19 protein-coding genes are annotated in these 20412 nt (G+C 73.8%); 12 read left to right on the top strand and 7 right to left on the bottom strand.

The features are described from left to right. Positions 1-123: 123 nt before the first annotated feature. Positions 124-969 (bottom strand): ABC transporter ATP-binding protein, encoded by an 846-nt coding sequence (locus tag ACN20G_RS26790; RefSeq protein ID WP_424215767.1) that lies wholly within the window; start codon positions 967-969, stop codon positions 124-126. After that, the gene (locus ACN20G_RS26785) at positions 966-1637 is read right to left on the bottom strand and encodes a FadR/GntR family transcriptional regulator (protein ID WP_424217374.1); all 672 of its coding nucleotides are present in this window, start codon (positions 1635-1637) and stop codon (positions 966-968) included. Before ACN20G_RS26785 ends, ACN20G_RS26790 begins: the two co-directional genes overlap by 4 nt. Before the next feature lie 191 nt (positions 1638-1828). Between ACN20G_RS26785 and ACN20G_RS26780 the strand changes: the two genes are divergently transcribed. Both ACN20G_RS26780 and ACN20G_RS26775 read left to right on the top strand, forming a co-directional pair. After that, the gene (locus tag ACN20G_RS26780; RefSeq protein ID WP_424215766.1) at positions 1829-3772 is read left to right on the top strand and encodes a bifunctional metallophosphatase/5'-nucleotidase; all 1944 of its coding nucleotides are present in this window, start codon (positions 1829-1831) and stop codon (positions 3770-3772) included. 114 nt (positions 3773-3886) lie between these two features. Further along, positions 3887-5257 (top strand): NRAMP family divalent metal transporter, encoded by a 1371-nt coding sequence (locus ACN20G_RS26775; RefSeq protein WP_424215765.1) that lies wholly within the window; start codon positions 3887-3889, stop codon positions 5255-5257. Between the two features lie 9 nt (positions 5258-5266). Here the strand turns inward: ACN20G_RS26775 and ACN20G_RS26770 are convergent, their stop codons facing one another. Next, entirely contained in the window at positions 5267-5488 is a 222-nt protein-coding gene (locus tag ACN20G_RS26770) for a cold shock domain-containing protein (RefSeq protein ID WP_424215764.1), read from the bottom strand. A gap of 675 nt (positions 5489-6163) precedes the next feature. Here ACN20G_RS26770 and ACN20G_RS26765 point away from each other — a divergent pair. Beyond that, positions 6164-7909 carry an NRAMP family divalent metal transporter gene (locus ACN20G_RS26765; RefSeq protein WP_424217373.1) on the top strand — a complete coding sequence of 582 codons (1746 nt, stop codon included), beginning with the start codon at positions 6164-6166 and terminating at the stop codon, positions 7907-7909. A gap of 12 nt (positions 7910-7921) precedes the next feature. Here the strand turns inward: ACN20G_RS26765 and cynR are convergent, their stop codons facing one another. Next, complete coding sequence (gene cynR, locus ACN20G_RS26760) at positions 7922-8830, bottom strand: transcriptional regulator CynR (RefSeq protein WP_424217372.1); 909 nt, start codon at positions 8828-8830, stop codon at positions 7922-7924. A gap of 126 nt (positions 8831-8956) precedes the next feature. Between cynR and ACN20G_RS26755 the strand changes: the two genes are divergently transcribed. The 3 genes from ACN20G_RS26755 to ACN20G_RS26745 all read left to right on the top strand — a co-directional run bounded on the left by ACN20G_RS26755 (position 8957) and on the right by ACN20G_RS26745 (position 10799). Further along, the gene (locus tag ACN20G_RS26755; RefSeq protein WP_424215763.1) at positions 8957-9559 is read left to right on the top strand and encodes a carbonic anhydrase; all 603 of its coding nucleotides are present in this window, start codon (positions 8957-8959) and stop codon (positions 9557-9559) included. An 80-nt stretch (positions 9560-9639) separates the two neighbouring features. After that, positions 9640-10110 carry a cyanase gene (gene cynS, locus ACN20G_RS26750; RefSeq protein ID WP_424215762.1) on the top strand — a complete coding sequence of 157 codons (471 nt, stop codon included), beginning with the start codon at positions 9640-9642 and terminating at the stop codon, positions 10108-10110. Positions 10111-10256: 146 nt separating this feature from the next. Next, the gene (locus ACN20G_RS26745; RefSeq protein ID WP_424215761.1) at positions 10257-10799 is read left to right on the top strand and encodes a nucleoside deaminase; all 543 of its coding nucleotides are present in this window, start codon (positions 10257-10259) and stop codon (positions 10797-10799) included. Positions 10800-10819: 20 nt separating this feature from the next. Here ACN20G_RS26745 and ACN20G_RS26740 read toward each other — a convergent pair whose 3' ends face one another. Continuing rightward, a complete protein-coding gene (locus ACN20G_RS26740) occupies positions 10820-11242 on the bottom strand; it encodes a MarR family winged helix-turn-helix transcriptional regulator (protein ID WP_424215760.1) in 423 nt (140 codons plus the stop codon). Between the two features lie 57 nt (positions 11243-11299). Here ACN20G_RS26740 and ACN20G_RS26735 point away from each other — a divergent pair, with 57 nt between their 5' ends. Continuing rightward, positions 11300-11824 (top strand): DUF6790 family protein, encoded by a 525-nt coding sequence (locus tag ACN20G_RS26735; RefSeq protein WP_424215759.1) that lies wholly within the window; start codon positions 11300-11302, stop codon positions 11822-11824. Positions 11825-11847: 23 nt separating this feature from the next. Beyond that, on the top strand, positions 11848-12525 hold the full coding sequence (locus tag ACN20G_RS26730; protein ID WP_424215758.1) for a TMEM175 family protein: 678 nt from the start codon (positions 11848-11850) through the stop codon (positions 12523-12525). 7 nt (positions 12526-12532) lie between these two features. On the opposite strand, the gene ACN20G_RS26725 is transcribed toward ACN20G_RS26730, so the two are convergent. Further along, complete coding sequence (locus tag ACN20G_RS26725; protein ID WP_424215757.1) at positions 12533-16243, bottom strand: protein kinase domain-containing protein; 3711 nt, start codon at positions 16241-16243, stop codon at positions 12533-12535. Between the two features lie 381 nt (positions 16244-16624). On the opposite strand from ACN20G_RS26725, the gene ACN20G_RS26720 reads away from it, so the two are divergent. The 3 genes from ACN20G_RS26720 (at position 16625) to ACN20G_RS26710 (ending at position 18634) form a co-directional block, all read left to right on the top strand. Further along, entirely contained in the window at positions 16625-17014 is a 390-nt protein-coding gene (locus tag ACN20G_RS26720) for a hypothetical protein (protein ID WP_424215756.1), read from the top strand. 190 nt (positions 17015-17204) lie between these two features. After that, entirely contained in the window at positions 17205-17870 is a 666-nt protein-coding gene (locus tag ACN20G_RS26715) for a DedA family protein (protein WP_424215755.1), read from the top strand. Further along, a complete protein-coding gene (locus ACN20G_RS26710) occupies positions 17870-18634 on the top strand; it encodes a phosphatase PAP2 family protein (RefSeq protein WP_424215754.1) in 765 nt (254 codons plus the stop codon). Before ACN20G_RS26715 ends, ACN20G_RS26710 begins: the two co-directional genes overlap by 1 nt. On the opposite strand, the gene ACN20G_RS26705 is transcribed toward ACN20G_RS26710, so the two are convergent. After that, positions 18547-19068 (bottom strand): hypothetical protein, encoded by a 522-nt coding sequence (locus tag ACN20G_RS26705; protein WP_424215753.1) that lies wholly within the window; start codon positions 19066-19068, stop codon positions 18547-18549. The two genes, ACN20G_RS26710 and ACN20G_RS26705, sit on opposite strands and share 88 nt — an antisense overlap. A 300-nt stretch (positions 19069-19368) precedes the next feature. Between ACN20G_RS26705 and ACN20G_RS26700 the strand changes: the two genes are divergently transcribed. Next, a complete protein-coding gene (locus ACN20G_RS26700) occupies positions 19369-20391 on the top strand; it encodes a D-alanyl-D-alanine carboxypeptidase family protein (RefSeq protein ID WP_424215752.1) in 1023 nt (340 codons plus the stop codon). Positions 20392-20412 lie beyond the last annotated feature (21 nt).

Here is a 20412-nt window from a genome sequence, read left to right as displayed (position 1 = left end):
GGCCCATCGTCGTGGCACACGGTCGACCTCCGGCATGCCCCCGCCCCAACCGCCCCAATCCCCGGTCGCCTCCGCACGCCCCCGGAGCGGGCGCGGGTCGACGGGCGGGCGCCCGGCCTTCGGTCAGGCGCCGGTCCGCGCCGCGTGCGCCCCCGGCGGCGCCGGGCGCCGGCGGGTCAGGGCCGTCCACCGGCCCTCGCGGCGTTCCACCTCGATGGGGTGCTCGAACGCCTCGCTCACGAGCGCGGTCGTGATCACGTCCCCGGCGGGCCCGGCCGCCACGACGCGGCCGCGGGAGAGCAGCAGGGCGTGGGTCGTCGAGGACGGCAACTCCTCCAGGTGATGGGTGACCAGCACGGAGGCCAGGTCCGGATGCGTCCGGTCCAACAGGTCAAGGGTTTCGAGGAGTTGCTCCCGGGCGGCCACGTCCAGACCGGTGGACGGCTCGTCGAGCAGCAGCAGCCGCGGATCCGCGAGGAGGGCGCGCGCGATCAGCACCCGCCCCCGTTCCCCCTGGGACAGCGCGGGCCAGCGCGCGTGCGCCCTCCCGCCCAGGCCGAGGGTTTCGATCAGCTCGTCCGCCCGGCGGGCCTGCCGGGCGTCGGCCCGCCACCGCATCGGGGGCTCGATCGTGCCCGTGAGCCCCGTCAGCACCACCTGGCGGCAGGTCAGGGCCGAGCGCAGGGGGTGGCGCGGGTTCACGTGGCCGATGCCCCGGCGCAGCGCCTGCAACTCCACCCGCCCCAGCCGGTGTCCCAACACCTCGACGGTTCCCGAGCTCGGGTGCGCCATCGCCCCGCACAGCCCGAGGACCGTGCTCTTGCCCCCGCCGTTGGGCCCCAGCAGCGCCCAGTGCTCTCCCGCCCGCACGCGCACGCTCACCCGGTCCAGGATGGTGTTCCCCTCGCGGGTGAACGTGACCTCGTCCAGCGTCAGCACCGGCGCGCCCGCCGTGATCGTGGTGTTCACGCGTACTGCTCCCTCAGGTTCCGCAGGTGGGTTCGGCTCGCCTCGGCGGCGGCGACCGCGTCGCGCGCCCGGATCGCCTCGAACAGCAGCTCGTGGGCGGTGTGGTCCGCCTCGGCCGAGGGCAGGGGGCGGACCCGCAACATCTCGACCATCGACCGGTGGACGCGGGGCACGAACGCGTCGAACAGCTCCGTGAACACCTCGTTGTGCGCCGCGAGCACCACCGCCCGGTGGAAGGCCATGTCCGCGCGCACGTGCGCCTCGACCTCGGGTCCCGTCAGGGACCGCTCGCGCAGGGTCCGGCGCAGGGCCCGCAGGTCCGCGGGCGTCCTGCGCCGGGCCGCCAGCGCCGCGGCCTCCGCCTCCACGCCGATCCTCGCCTCGATCACCGAGACGGCGTCGGCCCGCGCCAGCACGGACGGCCAGTCCTCCGCCCGCTCCAGCCCGACGACGAAGACCCCGGAGCCCTGCCGGCTCTCCAACACGGCGTGTCCCACCAGCTCGCGCACGGCCTCGCGCACGGTGGAACGCCCCACACCCAACTGCGCGGCGAGCCTCGTCTCACCGGGCAGCCGGGCCCCCAACCCCCATTCCCCCGAGGCGACCCGGGACAGGATGGCCTCGGCGGCCTGCTCGACGAGCGATTGCCGACGCACGACGTTCACCAGAGCACCTCTCAGCTTGTCTGAGGACTTCGGAGGTGTCACGCTACCCGAACCCGCCCCGGGGCCGCGCCCGTTACCCCGATTCGTCGTCCGGGACCCGCCTCGCCGAGGAGAACGACCCGAACCGGTGAAGCTCGCGGACCGCTTGCCGCCCACCCGCATGGCCGGCCCTCCCGCACGCCATGCATCGGGACATGAACCCCCTGGACGCGATCAAGCCGTGGAACGGTGTCGGGCACGGACGGCGCTCCTTCCTCACCGCCCTGGGAGCCCTCGGGGCCACCGTGGCCACCGGAACGCCCGCGTACGCCTCGGACCACGCCCGCGACGCGGGAGCCGCCGACGGCCACGTGGACGTCCAACTGCTCAGCATCACCGACCTCCACGGCTACCTCGCCGCGCCGCCCGGACCGCACGCCACCATCCGCGGCAACGGCGGGCGCGTGTACACCGTCGGCGGCGTCGCCCACCTCGCCGCCCACCTCGGGCGCCTGCGCGACGGCCGGAAGAACTCCGTCTTCTTCAGCCCCGGGGACAATTTCTCCGGCTGGGAGTTCGACGTGGCCGCCTTCGCCGACGAACCCACCATCGAGGCCCTCAACCTCATGAAGCTCGACTTCGCGACCGCCGGCAACCACGAGTTCGACCGCTCACCCGCCATGATCACGCGCCACATGGAGGACGGCGTCCCGTTCCCCCGCGCCGGGCGCGAGACCTCGTTCGTCGACTCCACCGGCAACCGCTTCCGCGGCGCGAACTTCCGCTTCCACAGCGCCAACACGCTGTGGCGCGAGGACGGCTCCAACGTCCTGCCGCCCTACAACATCACCCACGTCACCGGCCCCCGGGGCGAACGGATCCCCCTCGGGTTCATCCACCTCACCGCCACCGGATCCGAGACCACCAGCACCGCCTTCCTCCCCGCCCTGCGCACCGAGGACCAGCTCGCCACCGCCGACCACTACGCGGCCCTCCTCAAACGACGCGGAGTCAACGCCATCGTGCTCAGCGTCCACGACGGCGCCGTCGCCGGCGGCGACTTCAACAGCGGCTCCGCACCCTCCGGACCCGCCTACGAACTGGCCCTGCGCGTCTCGCCCGACATCGACGCCATCGTCACCGGCCACTGGCACACCCGGTTCAACATGATGCTGCCCGACCCCGCCGGCGTCCCCCGCCCCTTCGTCGAAGCGGGCTGCTACGGCCAACTCCTCAACGAGATCACCCTCAGGCTCGACCCGCGCACCGGCCGGGTGGTGCGGGAACTGACGGTCTCCGTCAACCACCCCAACTCCCACGACGACATCGCCCCCGACCCCGAGATGCGCAAACTGGTCGCCTACTGGGCCAAGGAGGCCGCGGCCCGCGCCGACTCCACGATCGGCAGGCAACGCGGCGCGTTCCTGCGCACGCGCAACGGCGCGGGGGAGAGCACGATGGGCAACCTCGTCGCCGACTGGGTCCGCTGGGCCGGCGGCCGCCCCGAGGACCCGAACTTCGACGGCAACCGCCACCCCAACGTGCCGGCGCAGCTCGCCCTCGTGGCCACCGCGCCCCGCGTCGGCCAGAGCGTCATCGCCGGCGACCTGCCCCACGACCCCGCCGGCGACGGCGCGATCCGCTTCGGCCGGGCCTGGCGGAGCGTCGGCTTCGGCGACCCCGTCGTCAGCGTCTGGGTCACCGGACGCCAGATCCACGACGCCCTCGAACAACAGTGGACGACGCGCCCGGACGGCGAGGTCCGGTTCGCGCCGCTCGCCGTGTCCGAGAACGTGCGCTACCGCTTCGACCCGGCCGCCGACGTGGGCGACCGCGTCGCCCCCGCCGACGTGCTCATCGACGGCCGCCCCCTCGACCCGCGCCGCCGCTACCGGCTCGCGACCCTCGCGTACACCCTCGTGGGAGGCGACGGCTACCCCGCCCTCACCACCTTCGACGAGCCCTACACCCACCAACGCGACTACGAGAGCTTCATCGCCTTCGTCCGGGAGCACGGCACCCTCACCCCCGCGCCGACGAACCGCGCCACGGCCCTGACCCACGCGCCCGCAGCGAAACTCGGCGAGATCGCCACCCCTCCACCCCCCTCCCCGGAACGGGGCGTCGCCCACCCCCGCTCCCACCCCGCGCCCCACTGAACCGCCTGCCCGCCCGCCCGCCGTGGCGCGTGCGCCGGGGGTCCACGCCCTCCCGCAACCGTGCGCTGTCGAACGGACGGTACATCCGTCGCGTTTCGCGCCATGGTGCTTGTCATGACGACGGTTCCCGATCCGGCGGGCTCCCTCCCGCCCGGCCCTCCGAAGTCCGCCCCCCGACCCCTCGCCACCGGTCGGGACCCCGACCGCGCACCCGGCCCCATACCCGCCCCCGCCCTCGCCCCCGCGACCACCGATGCCGCCGCCCTGCCGCTGACCTGGCGGACCCGGGCACGGGCCCTCGGCCCCGGACTGATCGGCGGCGCCTCCGACGTCGACCCCACCACCGTGGCCACCCTGGCGGTGGTCGGCGCCGGCACCACCTACAGCCTGGGCTGGCTGACCCTGCTCCTCTTCCCCCTGCTGGGCGTCATCCAGGCCATCGCCACCCGGGTGGGCATCGCCAGTCGCCTCGACCTCCAAGGGGCCATCGGCGCCATCCACGGCTCGACCGTCCGATGGCTCCTGCTCGGCTCGGTGATCATCGTGAACGTGATCACGATCGCCGCCGACCTGGAGGCCGGCGCCGCCGCCGTCGGCCTGCTCACCGGCGCCGACTGGCGGTGGTTCGTGGCCCCCCTGTCCATCGTCCTGCTCCTGGCCATCCTCACCCTCGGCTACCAGGTCCTCCAGCGGGCCCTGCGCTACCTGCTGCTGCTCCTGCTGCTGTACGCCGCCGCGGCCCTCATGGCCCGACCCGACTGGAGCGCGGTCGCCCGCGGCACCTTCGTCCCGCACCTGACCTGGGACTCCACCCACGTCTACGGGGCCATGTCACTGATCGGCACCACCGCCACCAGCTACGTGTACGTCTGGCAGACCATCTCCCAATCCGAGACCCACACCCCCTGGGCCATGCACCGGCTGCGGCGCTTCGACGCGCTCGTGGGCTGCTTCTTCGCCACCCTCGTCTGCTGGTTCATCCTGGTGGCGGCCGGCGCCACCCTCGGCGTCGGACACCTCCCGGTGAACACCGCCGACGAGGCCGCCCAGGCCCTGCGCCCGGTGGCGGGCCCCTTCGCGGAGTCCCTGTTCGCCATCGGACTGCTCGCCTCCACGGTGGTGGCCCTGCCCGTGATCGTCGCCACCACCGCGTACATGACCGGAACCCACCTCAACTGGACCAGGGGCCTGTCCCTGAGGCCCCGACAGGCCCCGCGCTTCTTCGGGGCCATGGCCGCCGCCGTGCTCCTGGGGACCATCGCCGGATACTCCTCGGTGTCCCCGATGACCATCCTGTACTGGGCCGGGGTCTTCGGCGCCGTCGGCACCCCCGTGGGCCTGATCCTCCTGCTCCGGGCCGCGACCAACCGCACGATCATGGGCACGCGCACCGTCGGCCGACCCTTGTTGGCGGCGGGATGGGCCATGACCGCGCTCATCATCGCGACGAGCGCGGCCGGACTGATCCAACTGCTCACGGGCTGAAGCCGGCGATCAGCCCCGCCCGTGCGCCACGATCCGCACGTGCACGGCCCGCGCCTCCCCCTCCTCGGACGCGACGACGAGGAAGGTCACCCGCAGCCCCTCGGTGAGGAAGGTGGCGTCGTCCAAGTCCTCACGGCGGACGCGGACCTCGTCACCGCCGTCACCGCGCACGTACCCGTACCCCTTCGACTGGTTGAACCAGACGACGACACCACCGACCCGTTCGGCCATGACAGCGCTCCCTGTCCGTCGTGCGCTCCCCTCCCCGGCGCCGGACCCACCGGGTTCCGGTGAACCCGTGCGCACGGCAAGGGATTTCACCGATGTGTTCACCTGTCGGGCCGAACGCCAAACGCGGAACGCGGGACGTTCATTCGCGCAGGCCCCGGGGCGAGAGGGGCCACCACCGGCGCGGGGCACGGCCGGGTCCGATCGCGTCCAACAACGGGCCAAGAGTTGGTCATGCCCCTTCCCGTGCGCCTCCCGGGCGGTTCTACACTCGTGTCGATGAGGTGAGGGGGCGGGGCGACCGCGCGAAGGCCGTCGGCGTCCCGGCCATGGGGGGAGGCGGCCTCGTGCGAGCTGACGACCGCCGTACCCACACGCCCCGGTCCATCCCGGCCGCGTGCCCGGGTCCGAACGACGGGCGACACCGCTCCAGACGGTGACACCGCCCCACCACCCGGCCCACGCCCACACCACCCCCACCTTCCCCCGTCGAGCACGCGACCGTCCGCGCCCGGGTCCCCTGCGCGACCCACCCCCGCGCAAGGGCCCGCCCGTGCCCCGTTCCGGCGCGCACCGCGCCCACGCGGCGTTCCACCGCACTCGTTCGACCGGCACCCCTCTCCGCGCGTCCCGGCCCTCCCGCCCCGGCGCCCGTACCCGGAGGTCACGTTGACCGACATCAGCACCGAGACGGCCGGAACCCACCCCGAACCCCTCCCGCCCGCCGCGTCGAAGCCCGTCCGGGGCGCCTTCGGCACCGTCGACCCGACGACGATCGACGCGGACGGCGCGGCGCCGCCCGGCGCCCGCGGCCGACTCGGCCGCCGGCTGCGCACCTTGGCCGCCGTCGTCGGACCCGGCCTCATCGTGATGGTGGGCGACAACGACGCCGGGGCCTTCGCCACCTACGGCCAGGCCGGCCAAGACCACGGCACCGCGCTGCTGTGGACGCTGCTCCTCCTCGTGCCCGTCCTCTACGTCAACCAGGAGATGGTGCTGCGCCTGGGCGCCGTCACCGGCCTGGGTCACGCCCGGTTGGTCATGACGCGCTTCGGACGGTTCTGGGGCGCCTTCTCCGTCGGGGACCTGCTGCTCCTCAACGCCCTCACCCTGATCACCGAGTTCATCGGGATCACCCTCGCCGCCGACGTCCTGGGCGTCCCCAAACCGATCGCGGTGCTCGCGGCGGCCGCCGTGGTGATCGCCTCCGCGTTCACCGGATCCTTCCGCCGCTTCGAACGGATCGCCGCCGGCCTCTGCGTGGCCTCCCTCCTCCTGATCCCGCTCTTCCTGCTCGTCCACCCGCCGGTCGGCCGGATACTGGAGGGCTTCCTCGTCCCCTCGCTCTCCGCCGCCCCCGGAACCCCCGGGGGCCTGTCGGCCACCGTGCTCCTGGTCATCGGGATCGTCGGGACCACAGTCGCCCCCTGGCAGCTCTTCTTCCAGCAGTCGTACGTGATCGACAAGGGCATCACCACCCGCCTCATCCGCTACGAGCGCGCCGACCTGTGGATCGGGATCGTCATCGTCGTGATCGGCGGCGCCGCCCTCATGGGGTGCGCCGCCGCCGCGTTCGCGGGCACCGCGACCGCCGGGCACTTCACCGACACCACCGGGATCGCGACCGGCCTGCAACGGCACGCCGGCCGGATCGCCGCCGTCCTCTTCGCCGTGGCCCTCCTCGACGCCTCGATCATCGGGGCCTTCGCCGTCTCCCTCGCCACCGCCTACGCCATCGGCGACGTCCTCGGCATGCCGCACACCCTGCACCGGGGAGTCAGGGGCGCCAAGGGCTTCCACGCCGTCTACGCCGGGCTGGTCGCCGTGGCCGCCACGATCGTCCTGGTGCCCGGCTCGCCCCTGGGGCTGCTCACCGAGGGCGTGCAGGCACTGGCCGGAGTCCTGCTGCCCTCGGCCACCGTCCACCTGCTGCTGCTCTGCAAGGACCGGGCGATACTGGGCCCGTGGGCCAACGGCGCCCGCACCACCGCCTTCACCTGGTGCGTCATCGGCGTGCTCATCGCCCTCTCGCTGGTGCTCACCGTCTCCGTCCTGGCCCCCGACCTGCCGCTGCGCACCGTCCTCGGCGGCCTCGGCGCCGTCGCCCTCGCGGCGGCCGCGGCGAGCGCCGTCCCGGTGGTGCTGCGGCGGCGACGGTGGCGGCGCCGGCCCGGCCGCATCGTGACGGCGGGCCCGGCCACCGGCCCCACCGCGTTGCCCGCGTTGCCCGCACCGCCCGCCCCGGTCGTCGTGTCGGAGGCCGACCGCCTGAACTGGCGGATGCCGCCCCCCGAGGAACTGCCCGCCCCGCCGCGCTCCCGGGCCCGATCGGTGGGCATGGCGCTGCTCCGGCTCTACCTGCTGACGGCCACCGCGCTCGTCCTCGTCAAACTCGTCCACACCGTCCTGAACCCCACCGGCTGACCTCGCCCCGGATCAGTGGGGCGGCGGGTAGGCGCGGGCGCGGACCAGGTCCCGGGTGAGCGCGGTGAAGGCGTGGCTCGCGGCGGCGAGGTAGGCGTTCTCGCGGCGCAGCAGGGCCACCGTCCGGGTGGGCATCGGCGGATCGAGGGGCACCGGGACGAGGTGCGGGTGGTCGTGGGTGATCGCGTCGGGCAGGACCGTGGCCAGCGGGGTCCGCCGGACGATCTCGGTGAGGGCCTGGACCGAGTTGGCCTCGACGGCGATGAGGGGCGCCGTCCCGTGCCGGGCGAAGTACGCGTCGATGTGACCCCGGGTGGCGAAGTCCCCGCTCAACAGCGCGAGTCGTTCCCCCGCCAGCTCCCCGACCGGCAGCGGGACGGAGGTGTCCCGGGCGGCCGCCGAGCCGGTGACCAGACCGAGGTGCTCGGTGAACAGGGCGGTGGCGCCGACCCCGGGCAGGTGCGGCCCGGTGAAGGCGATGCCCAGGTCGAGTTCGTCGGCGAGCAGGGCCGCCTCGATCCGGTCCTGGGTCGTCTCGGTGACGGTGAGGGAGATGCCGGGGTGCCGGGCGTGCAACGCGGCGGTGAGCGGGCCGACGAGGTAGGCGGTGAAGGTCGGGGTCACGCCGAGCCGCAACCGCCCGCGCGAGAGGTCCCGCACGTCGTGCACGGCGCGCTCACCGGCCGCCAGGTCGCTCAGCGCGCGCCGGGCGTGATCGACGTAGACGGCGCCCGCGTCGGTCAGGCGCACGGTCCGCCCGGTGCGGTCCAGCAGTTGCACGCCCAGGGTCCGCTCCAGCTGTTTCACCTGCTGGGAGAGCGTGGGCTGGGAGATGTGCAACTCCTCCGCCGCGCGGGTGAAGTTGCCCTGTTCGGCGACGGCGAGCAGATAGCGCAGGTGACGGAGTTCGAGGACGGCCATGACCTCACCATAGACCACATCGATGGCTGTCAGGCGTAACAGCACTTGGACACTATAGATGCAGGTCGTGCAGGGTGGATCTCACCAACCCGCAGGGGTTGATCACCACCCGAAGGAAGTGACCACATGCAGGACCTCGTCGAGGGCGTCGCCCGCTTCCAACAGGACGTCTTCCCGGCCAAGGCGGACCTCTTCGCCCACCTGGCCACCCACCACACCCCGCGCACCCTGTTCATCAGCTGCTCCGACGCCCGGGTCGTCCCCGAGCTGATCACCGGCACCGAACCGGGCGAGCTGTTCGTCATCCGCACCGCCGGCAACCTGGTCCCCGCCCACGCCCCCGGGGCCGACGCGGTGGCCGCCGGCATCGAGTACGCGGTCGCCGTGCTCGGCGTTCGGGAGATCGTGATCTGCGGCCACTCCGGCTGCGGCGCGATGACCGCCCTCGCCGAGGACCACGACCTGAGCGCGGCCCCGGCGGTCGCGGCCTGGCTGCGGCACGCCGACGCCTCCCGGGCCCGCGTCGCCGCCGACGCCGACGTGCCCGCCCTGGTACGGGCCAACGTCCTCGCGCAACTGGCCAACCTGGCCACGCACCCCTCCGTGGCCCGCGCCCTCGCGGCGGACGAGCTCACCCTGCGCGGCTGGGTCTACGACATCCCCACGGGGAACGTCGCGGACCTGAACGCCGCCGCGGCCGGCGCCGAGGCCGTCACCCTCGCCGCCTGAGCCACCCGGCCACCCCCTCGCTCACACCCCTCTCCCTCAGCCCATTCCTCGACCCATCACACAGAGAAGGACCACCGATCATGGTGCACGCCCAGTTCGACCCCACCGCCCGCGAAGCCCTGGCCGTCCGCGCCGTCGACGCGAAGATCCGCAAGGACCTCACCTGGCAGGAGATCGCGGACGCCGCCGGCCTCGCGCCGGCCTTCACCACCGCCGCCGTCCTCGGCCAGCACCCGCTGCCCGAGGAGTCGGCCAAGGCGGTGGCCGCCCTCCTGGACCTGGACGAGGACGCGGCCATGCTGCTCCAGACCATCCCGGTCCGGGGCTCGATGCCGAACCGGATCCCCACCGACCCGACCATGTACCGCTTCTACGAGATGCTCCAGGTCTACGGCACCACGCTGAAGGCCCTGGTCCACGAGCAGTTCGGTGACGGCATCATCTCCGCCATCAACTTCCGGATGGACGTGAAGAAGGTCGCCGACCCCGACGGCGGGGAGCGCGCGGTCATCACCTTCGACGGCAAGTACCTCCCGACCAAGCCCTTCTGACCGAGCCCTTCCGGCCGGCCCGACCCGGGACCCGGTGGGGCGGGGGCGGCACACACCCCCCCCCCCCCCCCACCGCCCCCGGCCCATCCCCGTTCCCGTCCCCGTTCCCGTCCCCGTTCCCGACACCACCACCTCCGGAGGATTCCATGGACTTCGCGCAGCACACCATCGACCTCGCCCGCCGCAACGTCACCGAGGGCGGGCGCCCCTTCGCCACCGTCATCGTCAAGGACGGCGAGATCCTGGCCCAGAGCCCCAACTTGGTGGCCCAGACGAGTGACCCCACCGCGCACGCCGAGATCCTCGCCATCCGCGAGGCGTGCACCCGGCTCGGCACGGAGCACCTCACCGGCGCCACCGTGTACATCCTGGCCCTGCCCTGCCCGATGTGCCTGGGCGCGCTCTACTACTGCTCCCCGGACGAGGTGGTCTTCCTCACCACCCGGGACGCCTACGAGCCGCACTACGTGGACGATCGCAAGTACTTCGAACTCGGCACCTTCTACGAGGAGATCGGCAAGCCCTGGGCGGAGCGCCGACTGCCGATGCGCCACGAGGACCGCGCGGACGCCGTCGAGGTGTACCGGCTGTGGCAGGAGCGCAACGGCGGCGAGCGCCGCGTCGCCGGCGCCCCCACCGCCGCCGGGCCCGGTGCCGCGACGCCCGATGCCGCGATGCCCGGCCGCTGACCGGGGTCGGGGTGCCGGGGTCAGTCCTCGGCGAGGAGTTCGGCCAGGCGGAGGGTGTCCGCGAGGTAGCGGTCGTAGGGGAAGCCGGCGGTGAGCAGCCGGTCCCGGAACTCGTCGGCGAGCGGTTTCCCGACGGTGTGGAACGCGTCCCGCCCGGAATCGGTCAGGCGGACCAGCCGACGGCGCGCGTGTTCGGGGTCGACGGTGATCTCCACCAGCGCCTCGGCCTCCAGCGGCCGGAGTGAGCGGCTGACCGCCGGGTCGGACACGGAGAGTGCCTGCGCGAGCCGGTGCTGTGTCGCCGGCTCGATCTCCTCCAGCGTGCCCAGGAGTCGTATCTGGCTGTAGGTCAAGCCGCCGCCGGCGCCGCCGGTGCGCTCCCGGGCCGCCTCGCCCAGCAGCATGACCACGCGGTGCAGCAGATCTCCGAGTCCGTCGTCCACGACCATCACCCTACCCGACTCTTGACGGGTTAATGTTAACGCGTTAAGAATGAATGCATGGACGCCACCTCGTACGTCGCGCAATCCGCCTTCCCCCTGGTCTGGATCGTGGTACCGGCCGCCGGTGCCTTCCTCCGGGCCCGCAAAGCCTCCTCACCCGACCAGGCCCTGGAGATCTGGCAGCGCTGGTGGGCCATCGGCGCCTTCGGCTGCGGCAGCCTGTGGATGACGATCGCGTTCCTCGCCTTCCCGGACACCATGGCCACGGCCATCGGCTTCGAGCGCACGCCCTTCATGGTCGAGATCGCCTTCGCCAACCTCGGACTCGCGGTCATGGGATTCCGGGCCGCCTCGGCCTCCGCGCGGGAGCGGATCACGATCGGGCTCGGCGGCGGCATGTTCCTCTGGGGAGCCGCGGCCGGACACCTCTACCAGTGGTTCGCGGGCGGCGACCACGCCCCGGGAAACACCGGCGGGGTCCTTGTCACCGACATCCTCGTCCCGGCCGTCATGATCGTCCTGGCCGTGAAATCCCGGCGCCTGCCGGCCACGCCCCGGAGGACCGCGGAAACCGGCGCCTGAGCCAGAGGGAGCTGCTCCTCACCATGACCACCCACACCGGCCTCGGGCCCGACGACGGAACCGGCGTAGCGGGAGCCCGCGCCGCCGACCGCCTCACCGCCTTCGTCGACGCGGCGATCGCCATCGCCCTCACCCTGCTCGCCCTGGACCTCCCCGTCCCCTCCGGCGACACCACCGCCGCCATGTTCGACTCGGTGGCCGCGCACGGCAAGGAGTACCTGGCCTTCGGGATCAGCTTCGTGGTGATCGCCGCCCACTGGCGCGCCCACCACGAGATCTTCCGGTACGTCGACACCCTGAACAACCGCCTCACCGGCCTCACCCTGGTCTGGCTGTTCATGCAGGTCCTGATGCCGTTCGCGACCAGGGTGATCACCGCCGACGGCGCCTTCCCACCCCGGTTCGGCCTGTACGCGCTCGTCCAGGTCCTGGCCTCGACGTCGTTCGCGCTGATCATCCGGGAGATCCGGCGCGCACACCTGTACCGGACGGACGCCCCGCCCCGGGTCTTCGCCGAGAGCCTGGTGCGCAGCGTCTGCCTCGCCGCGGTCTTCGGGGCGTCCATTCCCCTCGCGTTCCTGCTGTCGGGCCCGAGCGCGTACCTGTGCTGGCTCACGGCGCCGATCGTGCTGGCCATCGCCCGCCACATCCAACGCCGCCCGCCGGCCCGTCGTGAACAGGCCCGCCCCGATGAACGATGAGTCCCGCTCAGCAGAGGCGGCGGTACGGGGTGTCGGGGACGTACGCGGCCCATTCCTCCCGCGTCAGGTCACGGCCGGCGCGAGCGCACACGCGGGCGGCCAGGGAATCCGGGGCCAGGTCGACGGCGTAAGCGCCGTTCCCGTTGAGCGTCCGCAGGATCGTCCCGTCGAATCCCATGGCCTCGATGGCCCGCCCGGACCGCGGGATCGGAGCGCCCAGCGCGAGCGCCGCGACCGGGTCCCAGAGCTGCACCGAGTCCGTGCCCGTCGGAGAGGCGAGGAGCCGGCCGTCGGGAGAGAACAGCAGGCCGGGGCCGCTCGATCGGCGCGGGTCCTCGTCGTCCGCGGTCCCGCTGAGGGCCGCCGTCCGGCGGGTCACGGCCCCGTCCCACAGTTCCACGATCCCGGTGGCGCGACGTACGGCGAGGGTGCGGCCGTTCGGGGAGAAGAGCAGTTCGCTCACCCCCTCTCCCAAGCCCGTGTCACGCAGGGCGCCGGTGGCGAGGTCGAGGGACTTCCCGTCGGTGGTGAGGAACCGGGAGCCGTCGGGGCTGAAGGCCCCTCGGGCGCTGGTGTTCTCCCACACCCGCACCTCCTTCTCGGCCCGCAGGTCGTAGACCCGCAGCATGCCGCTGTCGGAGTCCGGAACCCCGGCCGCCACGTCCGCCACGGCGAGATGCCGGCCGTCGGGGGAGAACCGGAACCAGGCGGGCAGCCAGTTCTGCCGGGCGGGCCAAAACCCCACCGCCCGAGCCGCGCGGACGTCCCAGAGCCCGACCCCGTACCGGTCACGGGAGTCCCACGTGGCGTACGCGGCGAAGCGGCCGATGTCGTCGAGACCGCCGAGCGCCGGTGCCGGGAGCGACTCGTACGCGCGCAGGTCCACGGGGATGCTCGCACCGACCTGCCGGCCGGTCCGCAGATCCACGATCCGGCTCGTGTACTCGTGCGGCGCCCCCTCCCCCCGGCCGGGTACGCGGACAGAGCGCAGCGCGAACCTGCCGTCGGCGGACACGGCGCGGGCCGCCGTCGAGTCGTCGACCCCGGCGCCGCCGAGGACCTCGGTCAGGTCCAGGTGCCGGACGGTGTCGCCGTCCAGGACGAGCAGGGTCCCGGTGTCCTCGGCGAGGGCCACCTTGACGAGGCTCCGGCCGGCGGTGGGACGGCCCGGGAGCGGCAGCCGCAGCAGCGGTCCGGTGCCGCCGGCGGCGCTCCACACCTCCACGTCCCCCGTGACCCCCGTGCCCACCATGAATCGGCCGCCCGAACTGGGGCGCAGTCCCGCCGGGAGCCCGGTGAGCGTCACGGTCCGGCCCGGCCCGTCGGGCCCGACAGGGGTGAGGACGACGGTCTCCTCGCCCTGACCCGTGCTGACGTGTTTCAGCACCGTGGCGCTGTCCGAGGTGAACTGGGCGGCCCGATCGCAAGAGTTCTGGTCCGACGCGTCCTGCGGGGCCGAGGCGAACAGTTCACGCTCACGGACCGCCTCGCCCTGGGGGGTGATGTCCCACAGGCGCACGGGGGAAAGGCAACTGACCGCGTGCCTGCCGTCCGGGGAGACCCGGACGACGGAGGGCGGCAGGGTGGCGAGGGTCTCGCCCGCGGGGGAGACCAGGGTCGGGGACCGGTCGTTGCCGGAGGACAACAGCAGGTCGCCCTTGTCGGTGACCCCGGAAACGCTCCGACCGTTCAGATCGAAGGGGCGTCCGAGGACCGCGCCGCTCCGCACCGAACGGACCGTGACCCGTCGGCTCTGGGAGTCGACCGTCACGACGAAGGCCCCGGACCGGCTCAGGTTGACGTCGAACGCCAGATGCGTCTCCTTGGCGGCGGCCACCGCGGAAGGCCGCTGCGCGGGGTCGAGCAGCGGCACGCGCCGCAATCCGCCCCGATCGGTGTTGGTGACGACCGCCGCGCCCGATTCGGTCAGCACACGTTCGGACCCGGGGGCGAAACGGAACGCGGGCAGCGCCGTGACCGCGATCTCGCGTTGGGTGGCGGCGGCCGTCAACGCGGCCCGGGACTCGGGAATCTCCGCGGTGCGCCAAGCGGCGAGCCCCACGAGCATCGCGGCCCGCGGATCGGACGCGCGCAAGGTCTGCGCCGTCTGCGCGGCCGACCGGGCCCGCTGTTCGGCGCGCCGACGGTCCACCTCCTCCTTCTGATACCAGGCCACCCCGCCCGCCAGCAGAGCCGACACCAGGGCCGCGGACAGACCGGCGGTCAGGTACCGGCGCCGCCGTGCCGCACGTCCCGCGCTCTCCCGCGCCCGCTCCAGGCACTCCCGCTCGGCGGGCACGAGCCTCAGGTGCCCCGGGGCGACGGCGGCCCAGGCCGCGGCCCGCAGGAGCAGCGTGCCCCGAGGCAGGTCCTCCCGCCGCCGCCCGTGCTCCTCCCAGGTCCGGGTCGCCTCCACGATCCGGGCCCGCAGGGCCAGCCCGGACCGGTCGGCCGCCACCCACTCCCGCAGGCGCGGCCACGCGGTCAACGCGGCGGATCCGCCGGGCCGCACCCCGCCCTCGTCCCCGACGCGCACGAGCAGCCCGACGGCGACCAGCCGGTCCACCACCACCGCCACGTCACCACGCCCGCCCTCGGCGCGCCCGTCGCGCAACTCGCGCCCCGAGGCGGTCCGCACGCCGTCCTCGGAGCCGTCGACCCGATCACCGGGGACCACCAGCCGCAACATCACCTCGTGCGCGACCCGTCGTTGCTCCGGGGACAGCCCCAGGTACGCCAGTTCCGCCCGCTCGCCCAAGGGCGCCTCGGCGGCCACGGCCGTCGGCACCACGAGGGCGCGGGCCCGCCGGGCCCCCTCACGCAGCAACAGCAGCCGCGGATCGGCGGGCCCCGCCCCGGAGCCGGCCGGGCCGGCGGCCGTGTGGTCGGGCCCGCGCCCACGGCCTTCGCGCGCAGGGTCCCACGAGACCGGGGCGCCCAGGAGAACGTCCAGCAGCTCGGCTGCCGCGGGACGCCGAGCGGGGTCCCGGGACAGCGCCCGGGCCACCACGGGGCGGATCGCCGCCGGCACCGTGCCGAGGTCGGGCTCGACGGACACGGCCCGGTAGGCGGCCTCCATCACGGTCTCCCCCCGATAGGGGATCCCACCCCCGGAGGCGTACAGGAGGGTGGCGCCCCAGGAGAAGACGTCCGAGGCCCGAGTCGCCCGCTGCCCGGCCAGGATCTCGGGCGCCATGAAACCGAAGGTGCCCATGATCACCCCCGGCGCGGTCAGGGACATGTCGGGAGCGCGAGCGATCCCGAAGTCGATGATCCGGGGCCCGTCCGGACCCAACAGGACGTTGGCGGGCTTCAGATCCCGGTGGATCACGGAGGCGTGGTGGATCGCGGACAACGCCGTCGCCACTCCGATGGCCAGGCGGACGAGAGCGTCCGCCTCCAGGGCGCCGTGTTCCCGTACGTGGTCGGCGAGGCTGGGGCCCGGGACGTACTCGCTGACGAGGAACGCCCCGCCGTCCCCCGCCGGACCGTCGCCCCTGGCGCCGGCCGTCGCGTTCTCGTCGTCCCCGGACACCTCCAGCACCCGGGCCGTGCAGAAGGCGGCCACGCGTCGCGCGGCCCGCCCCTCCCGGCGGAACATCCGCAGAGCCTCCGGCCCAGCGCCCGGGTGCAGCAGCTTCACCGCGACCCGGACGCCCTCCGCGTCGTACGCCTCGTACACCACGCCCTGACCCCCCTGGCCAAGACGCGAGGCCAAGCGATAACCACCGACCCGATCCGGATCCGCGGCCGTCAGACTCTCCCCCACAGCACCCCCCGATGCCTCGTCGCACCCGAAGGCGCCCCGCATGGATACCAGCAACTCCGCCGTCCCACCAGCACCCGAACGAGACACCCGCGAACCCCGTGACCCGCAAGGGCCCCAACGCGTTCCTCGGTGCGCCGCCACGCGGAACGCAAGAGCGAGCGCGCGCGGGTCGGAAGGGGTCGCCCGTCTGCGGCCGGGTCGGCACGGCGACACCGGCGTCCCTTCCCGGCGCGAGGCCACCACCCTCTGTGCCGAGGACGTCGTGAACCCCTACCGTGAACTCACCGCCGGGCTCCCCTCCCACGAGCGACCACGGAAGGTGTGCATCCTGTGTCATCCCCGGAAGCGATCACCCCCGCCGAGAAGCTCGCCGAAGCGAAGAAGCGGCTGGGGCTCCCGCGCATCGTCGCGATCTGCGGCTCCACTCGTTTCATGCCCGAGATGTCCGAGGCAGACCTGCGGGAGACCGAAGCCGGACGGATCGTCGTCAAGCCGGGGTGCGATCCGAAGTCGCCGCACGCGCTGTGGTCCGATCCCGCCGAGGCCGCGGCGTTGAAGGTGCGACTCGACGAACTGCACCGGGCGAAGATCCTGCTCGCTGACGAGGTGCTCGTCGTCGGCGATTACATCGGGGACAGCACCCGAGGCGAGATCGCCTACGCCCGGTCGCTCGGCAAGCCGGTGCGATTCACCCACCCCGAAGTCGACCCCGACACCTGAGTCCCGCGCCGCCGAGGGCTCCGAGGGTGTCGTCGCCGACGACGGGTGCGGCGCCGTGCCGGCGTGGTGCGTCGGGTGAGCGCGGGTGCGCGGCGTTTTCGTCTACAGTGCAGTAGACCGTCTACTGTCTTGTAGTCGCCGACGGGCCCCGAGGGCTGCGCCGGCGCACCCAGTGAGAGGCCCTTCCTCCATGGCCGCTTCCGTTCACACCACCACCCTCGCGCTCAACCTGCTCGACGCCAATGCGCTCCTCGCCGCCTTCGGCGTGCTCGGCATCGCGGTGGTGATGTTCGCCGAGACCGGCCTCCTGGTCGGCTTCTTCCTCCCCGGGGACTCGCTCCTCTTCACCGCGGGTCTCCTGTGCGCCGACGGCGTGAACGGGTCCGCGACCCTGTCGCTGCCCGCCGTCCTGGCCGCCTCGGTCCTCGGCGCGCTGGTCGGCGCCCAGGTGGGCTACCTGATCGGACGCAGGGCGGGCGGGGCGCTGCTCGCGCGGAGCGGCGGCGTGCGCCTGCGCGAGGGCGTCGCACGCGCGGAGCGGTTCCTGACGCGCTACGGGCACGCGAAGGCCGTGGTCCTGGCACGGTTCGTGCCCGTGGTGCGCACGGTCGTCAACCCGCTCGCGGGGGCCCTCGGCGTGCCGGCCCGCGTGTTCGCCCTCTGGCAGGTCGTCGGCGGTCTCGTGTGGACGGTCGGCCTCGTCCTCGCCGGCTACGGGCTCGGTTCCTCGATCCCCGGCGTCGACCGCTACCTGCTGCCGGTCGTCGCGCTCGTCGTCGCCGTCTCGCTGCTCCCGTTGGCGATCGAACTGCTCCGCTCGCGACGTGCCGGCGCGCGGCGCGACGGGACCGTGTGATGCGGGGGTTCCCTCGCGGGTGCCGGCCGCGCCGCCCCGCGCTCGTGCTCGGGGCCGCGTGGTGGTCCGCGCTCATCGCCGGCGCGCTGTTCTCGCTCCTGACGCTGTGGGTGGTGCGGGCGCAGGGCCGGCTCCTGCCCGGCGAGGCCGTGGCGCACCGCTGGTCGGTGGAGCACCGTCCGCCCGCCGTCGTGGTGGTGGCGCGGGCGTTGACGGACACCGGGACCGGGGTCCTGCCCTACCTGCTGCTCCTGGCGGGCGGCCTGGTCGCGGGCCGCACCCCGCGCGGGGGCGCGGTGACGGCGGCGTTGCTCCTGTCGGCCCTGGGAGCCGGACAGGCCGTGCGGTACGCGGTCATGACGGGAGTGGGCCGCGCCCGCCCCCCGATCGGCGACTGGGCCACGCGGGCCTCCGGCTGGGCCTTCCCCTCCGGCCACGCGGCCACGGCGGCGATGACCGCCGGGCTTCTCGTGGCGGCGTTGTCCCTGCGCGGCGACCGCCCGCCCCGCGCGGCGGTCGCCGCGATCGCCCTGTGGGGCGCGGCCGTCGGTCTCACCCGCGTCGAGCTCGGCGTCCACTGGGTCGGCGACGTGATCGGGGGGTGGCTCTTCGCCGCGATGTGGCTGTCCCTCCTGATCGGCCTGTACCTCCGGTGGTCCGGCCGCCGGACGCGGGGTCAGCCGGTGAGCAGGAGGCTGTCGACCAAGCCGGTGCCGGTGGTCACGGGGACGCCCAAGAGGCAGCCCGGCAGAGAGCCCAGGTAGCTGACGCCCGAGGTGATCTTGGTGGCGGTGTCCCCGGCGTACAGGCCGGAGGTTACCCGGCCGGTCAGGACCACGGTCTGACCGACGGCCGTGGGGGCGCTCCACGAGATCGTGGAACTCGACCCCTGGGCGTCGTTCCAGCCGATCGTCTCGATCGCCGGCGGGCCGGCGGTGACCGGGACGCAGCTCAGGTCGAAGGTGCCGGCGTCGACGCCGGTGCCGCTCGCCCCGGTCAGGCAGGTGGAGTAGGTGCTGGTGTTGGTGACCAGCGTCGGCTGGGTGGCGGGGGAGAGCCCCGGGGAGAACGAGCGACCGAACGTCCCCACGCACTCCACGTCGATCACCCCGGCCGAGGCCGGACTCGCCGTCCCCACCAGCCCGGTCGCGGCCAGGCCCATCGCCGCCAACGCCGTGCCCCAGGTTCTCCGAGCCATGACCGCCGCCTCTCCCGCCCGTCCCCGGGCCACATGATCCATCGTCGACGGCCCTCATTGTTCAGGTGGGCGGACGAACGCCACCAGAGCGTGACAAGCCACAACCGGCCCGCTCCTACCGGCCACGCGACCCGGCCCCGGAGGCGATTCGAGAGCCGGGCGACGCGTGCGGGGGGAGGGTCGGCCGATACACCATCGCAATACGATCAAGCGCCAACGGTGACATTGCGCGCATTGTCCCGACATGCGACCCCGGAAGGGTGAGGGAGCCGTTGTTCTCCCCCCCTCGGAGGCCGTTCTGTGACGCCCCGCCATCGCCCCGCCCCACCGGTCGCCGTGGCCTGGTTCCGGCGCGGGCCCGCCGTCCGCGTGACCGCCGTCCTCCTTTCCGTCGCCGGCTGCGGAATCCTCCTCCTCTTCGGAGGGCATCCGTCCGGCACGGGGTCCCCGGCCCCGTCGGCCGTCGTGCCCGTCGCCGCCTCCCCGGCGCCCGCGCCCCCCACACCGGCTTTCGCCGCGTCCCTGCCCTGGCCCGCGGAGGGGCAGGCGGGCGTCGAGGTGGAGGGAGTGGGCCCCCTCGGCGCGCACGGGGACGGGACACCCGTCCCGATCGCCAGCGTCACCAAGGTGATGACCGCGTACGTCATCCTGCGCGACCACCCGCTGCGGCCCGGGGCGGAGGGCCCGGCGATCGTCGCCGACCGACGGGCCGCCGACGAGGCCCGTTCGACCACCGAGTCCACCGCACCGGTCCAGGCGGGGCACGCCTACACGGAACGCCAACTGCTCACCCTGCTCCTGCTGCCCTCCGGCAACAACATCGCGCGGCTGCTCGCCCGCTGGGACGCGGGCGACGAGCGGGGCTTCGTGCGGCGGATGAACGAGGCGGCGGCGAGGCTGGGCATGACCCGCACCACCTACACGTGCCCCAGCGGCATCGAGGAGGCGACGGTCAGCACCGCCGAGGACCAGCTGCGCCTGGCCCGCGAGGCGATGCGGGACGAGGTGTTCCGCGAGATCGTCGCCACCCGCCGCACGACGGTACCGGGCGTGACCGGGCCGGTCGTCAACAGCAACTCCCTGCTGGAGACGCCGGGAGTCGTCGGCATCAAGACGGGGTCGACGACACCGGCGGGCGGCAATCTCCTGTGGGCGGCCCGGACCCGACCGGACGGGGGCGGCCCGCTCATCCTGGGTGTGGTCCTGCACCAGAAGGCGGGGATCTCCGCCGCCGACGGCCTCCACGCCGCCGTGGAGGGCAGCGGACGACTGCTCACGGCCGTCCGCGCCGGTCTCGCGGCCACTGCGGAGGGCACGCCGTGACCGGGATCCGAACCCCCGAGC

The organism is Streptomyces dryopteridis (assembly GCF_049606955.1).
GTDB lineage: Bacteria > Actinomycetota > Actinomycetes > Streptomycetales > Streptomycetaceae > Streptomyces.
The sequence above is the reverse complement of the archived record's forward strand: the minus strand, read 5'-3'. Positions and strand labels throughout refer to the sequence as shown.

Excerpts from the sequence above, each read along its gene's own strand:
- ACN20G_RS26780 (WP_424215766.1), top strand. The coding sequence starts at position 1,829 with ATGAACCCCCTGGACGCGATCAAGCCGTGGAACGGTGTCGGGCACGGA.
- ACN20G_RS26775 (WP_424215765.1), top strand. The coding sequence starts at position 3,887 with ATGACGACGGTTCCCGATCCGGCGGGCTCCCTCCCGCCCGGCCCTCCG.
- ACN20G_RS26770 (WP_424215764.1), bottom strand. The coding sequence starts at position 5,488 with ATGGCCGAACGGGTCGGTGGTGTCGTCGTCTGGTTCAACCAGTCGAAG.
- cynR (WP_424217372.1), bottom strand. The coding sequence starts at position 8,830 with ATGGCCGTCCTCGAACTCCGTCACCTGCGCTATCTGCTCGCCGTCGCC.
- ACN20G_RS26755 (WP_424215763.1), top strand. The coding sequence starts at position 8,957 with ATGCAGGACCTCGTCGAGGGCGTCGCCCGCTTCCAACAGGACGTCTTC.
- cynS (WP_424215762.1), top strand. The coding sequence starts at position 9,640 with ATGGTGCACGCCCAGTTCGACCCCACCGCCCGCGAAGCCCTGGCCGTC.
- ACN20G_RS26745 (WP_424215761.1), top strand. The coding sequence starts at position 10,257 with ATGGACTTCGCGCAGCACACCATCGACCTCGCCCGCCGCAACGTCACC.
- ACN20G_RS26735 (WP_424215759.1), top strand. The coding sequence starts at position 11,300 with ATGGACGCCACCTCGTACGTCGCGCAATCCGCCTTCCCCCTGGTCTGG.
- ACN20G_RS26730 (WP_424215758.1), top strand. The coding sequence starts at position 11,848 with ATGACCACCCACACCGGCCTCGGGCCCGACGACGGAACCGGCGTAGCG.
- ACN20G_RS26715 (WP_424215755.1), top strand. The coding sequence starts at position 17,205 with ATGGCCGCTTCCGTTCACACCACCACCCTCGCGCTCAACCTGCTCGAC.
- ACN20G_RS26710 (WP_424215754.1), top strand. The coding sequence starts at position 17,870 with ATGCGGGGGTTCCCTCGCGGGTGCCGGCCGCGCCGCCCCGCGCTCGTG.
- ACN20G_RS26705 (WP_424215753.1), bottom strand. The coding sequence starts at position 19,068 with ATGGCTCGGAGAACCTGGGGCACGGCGTTGGCGGCGATGGGCCTGGCC.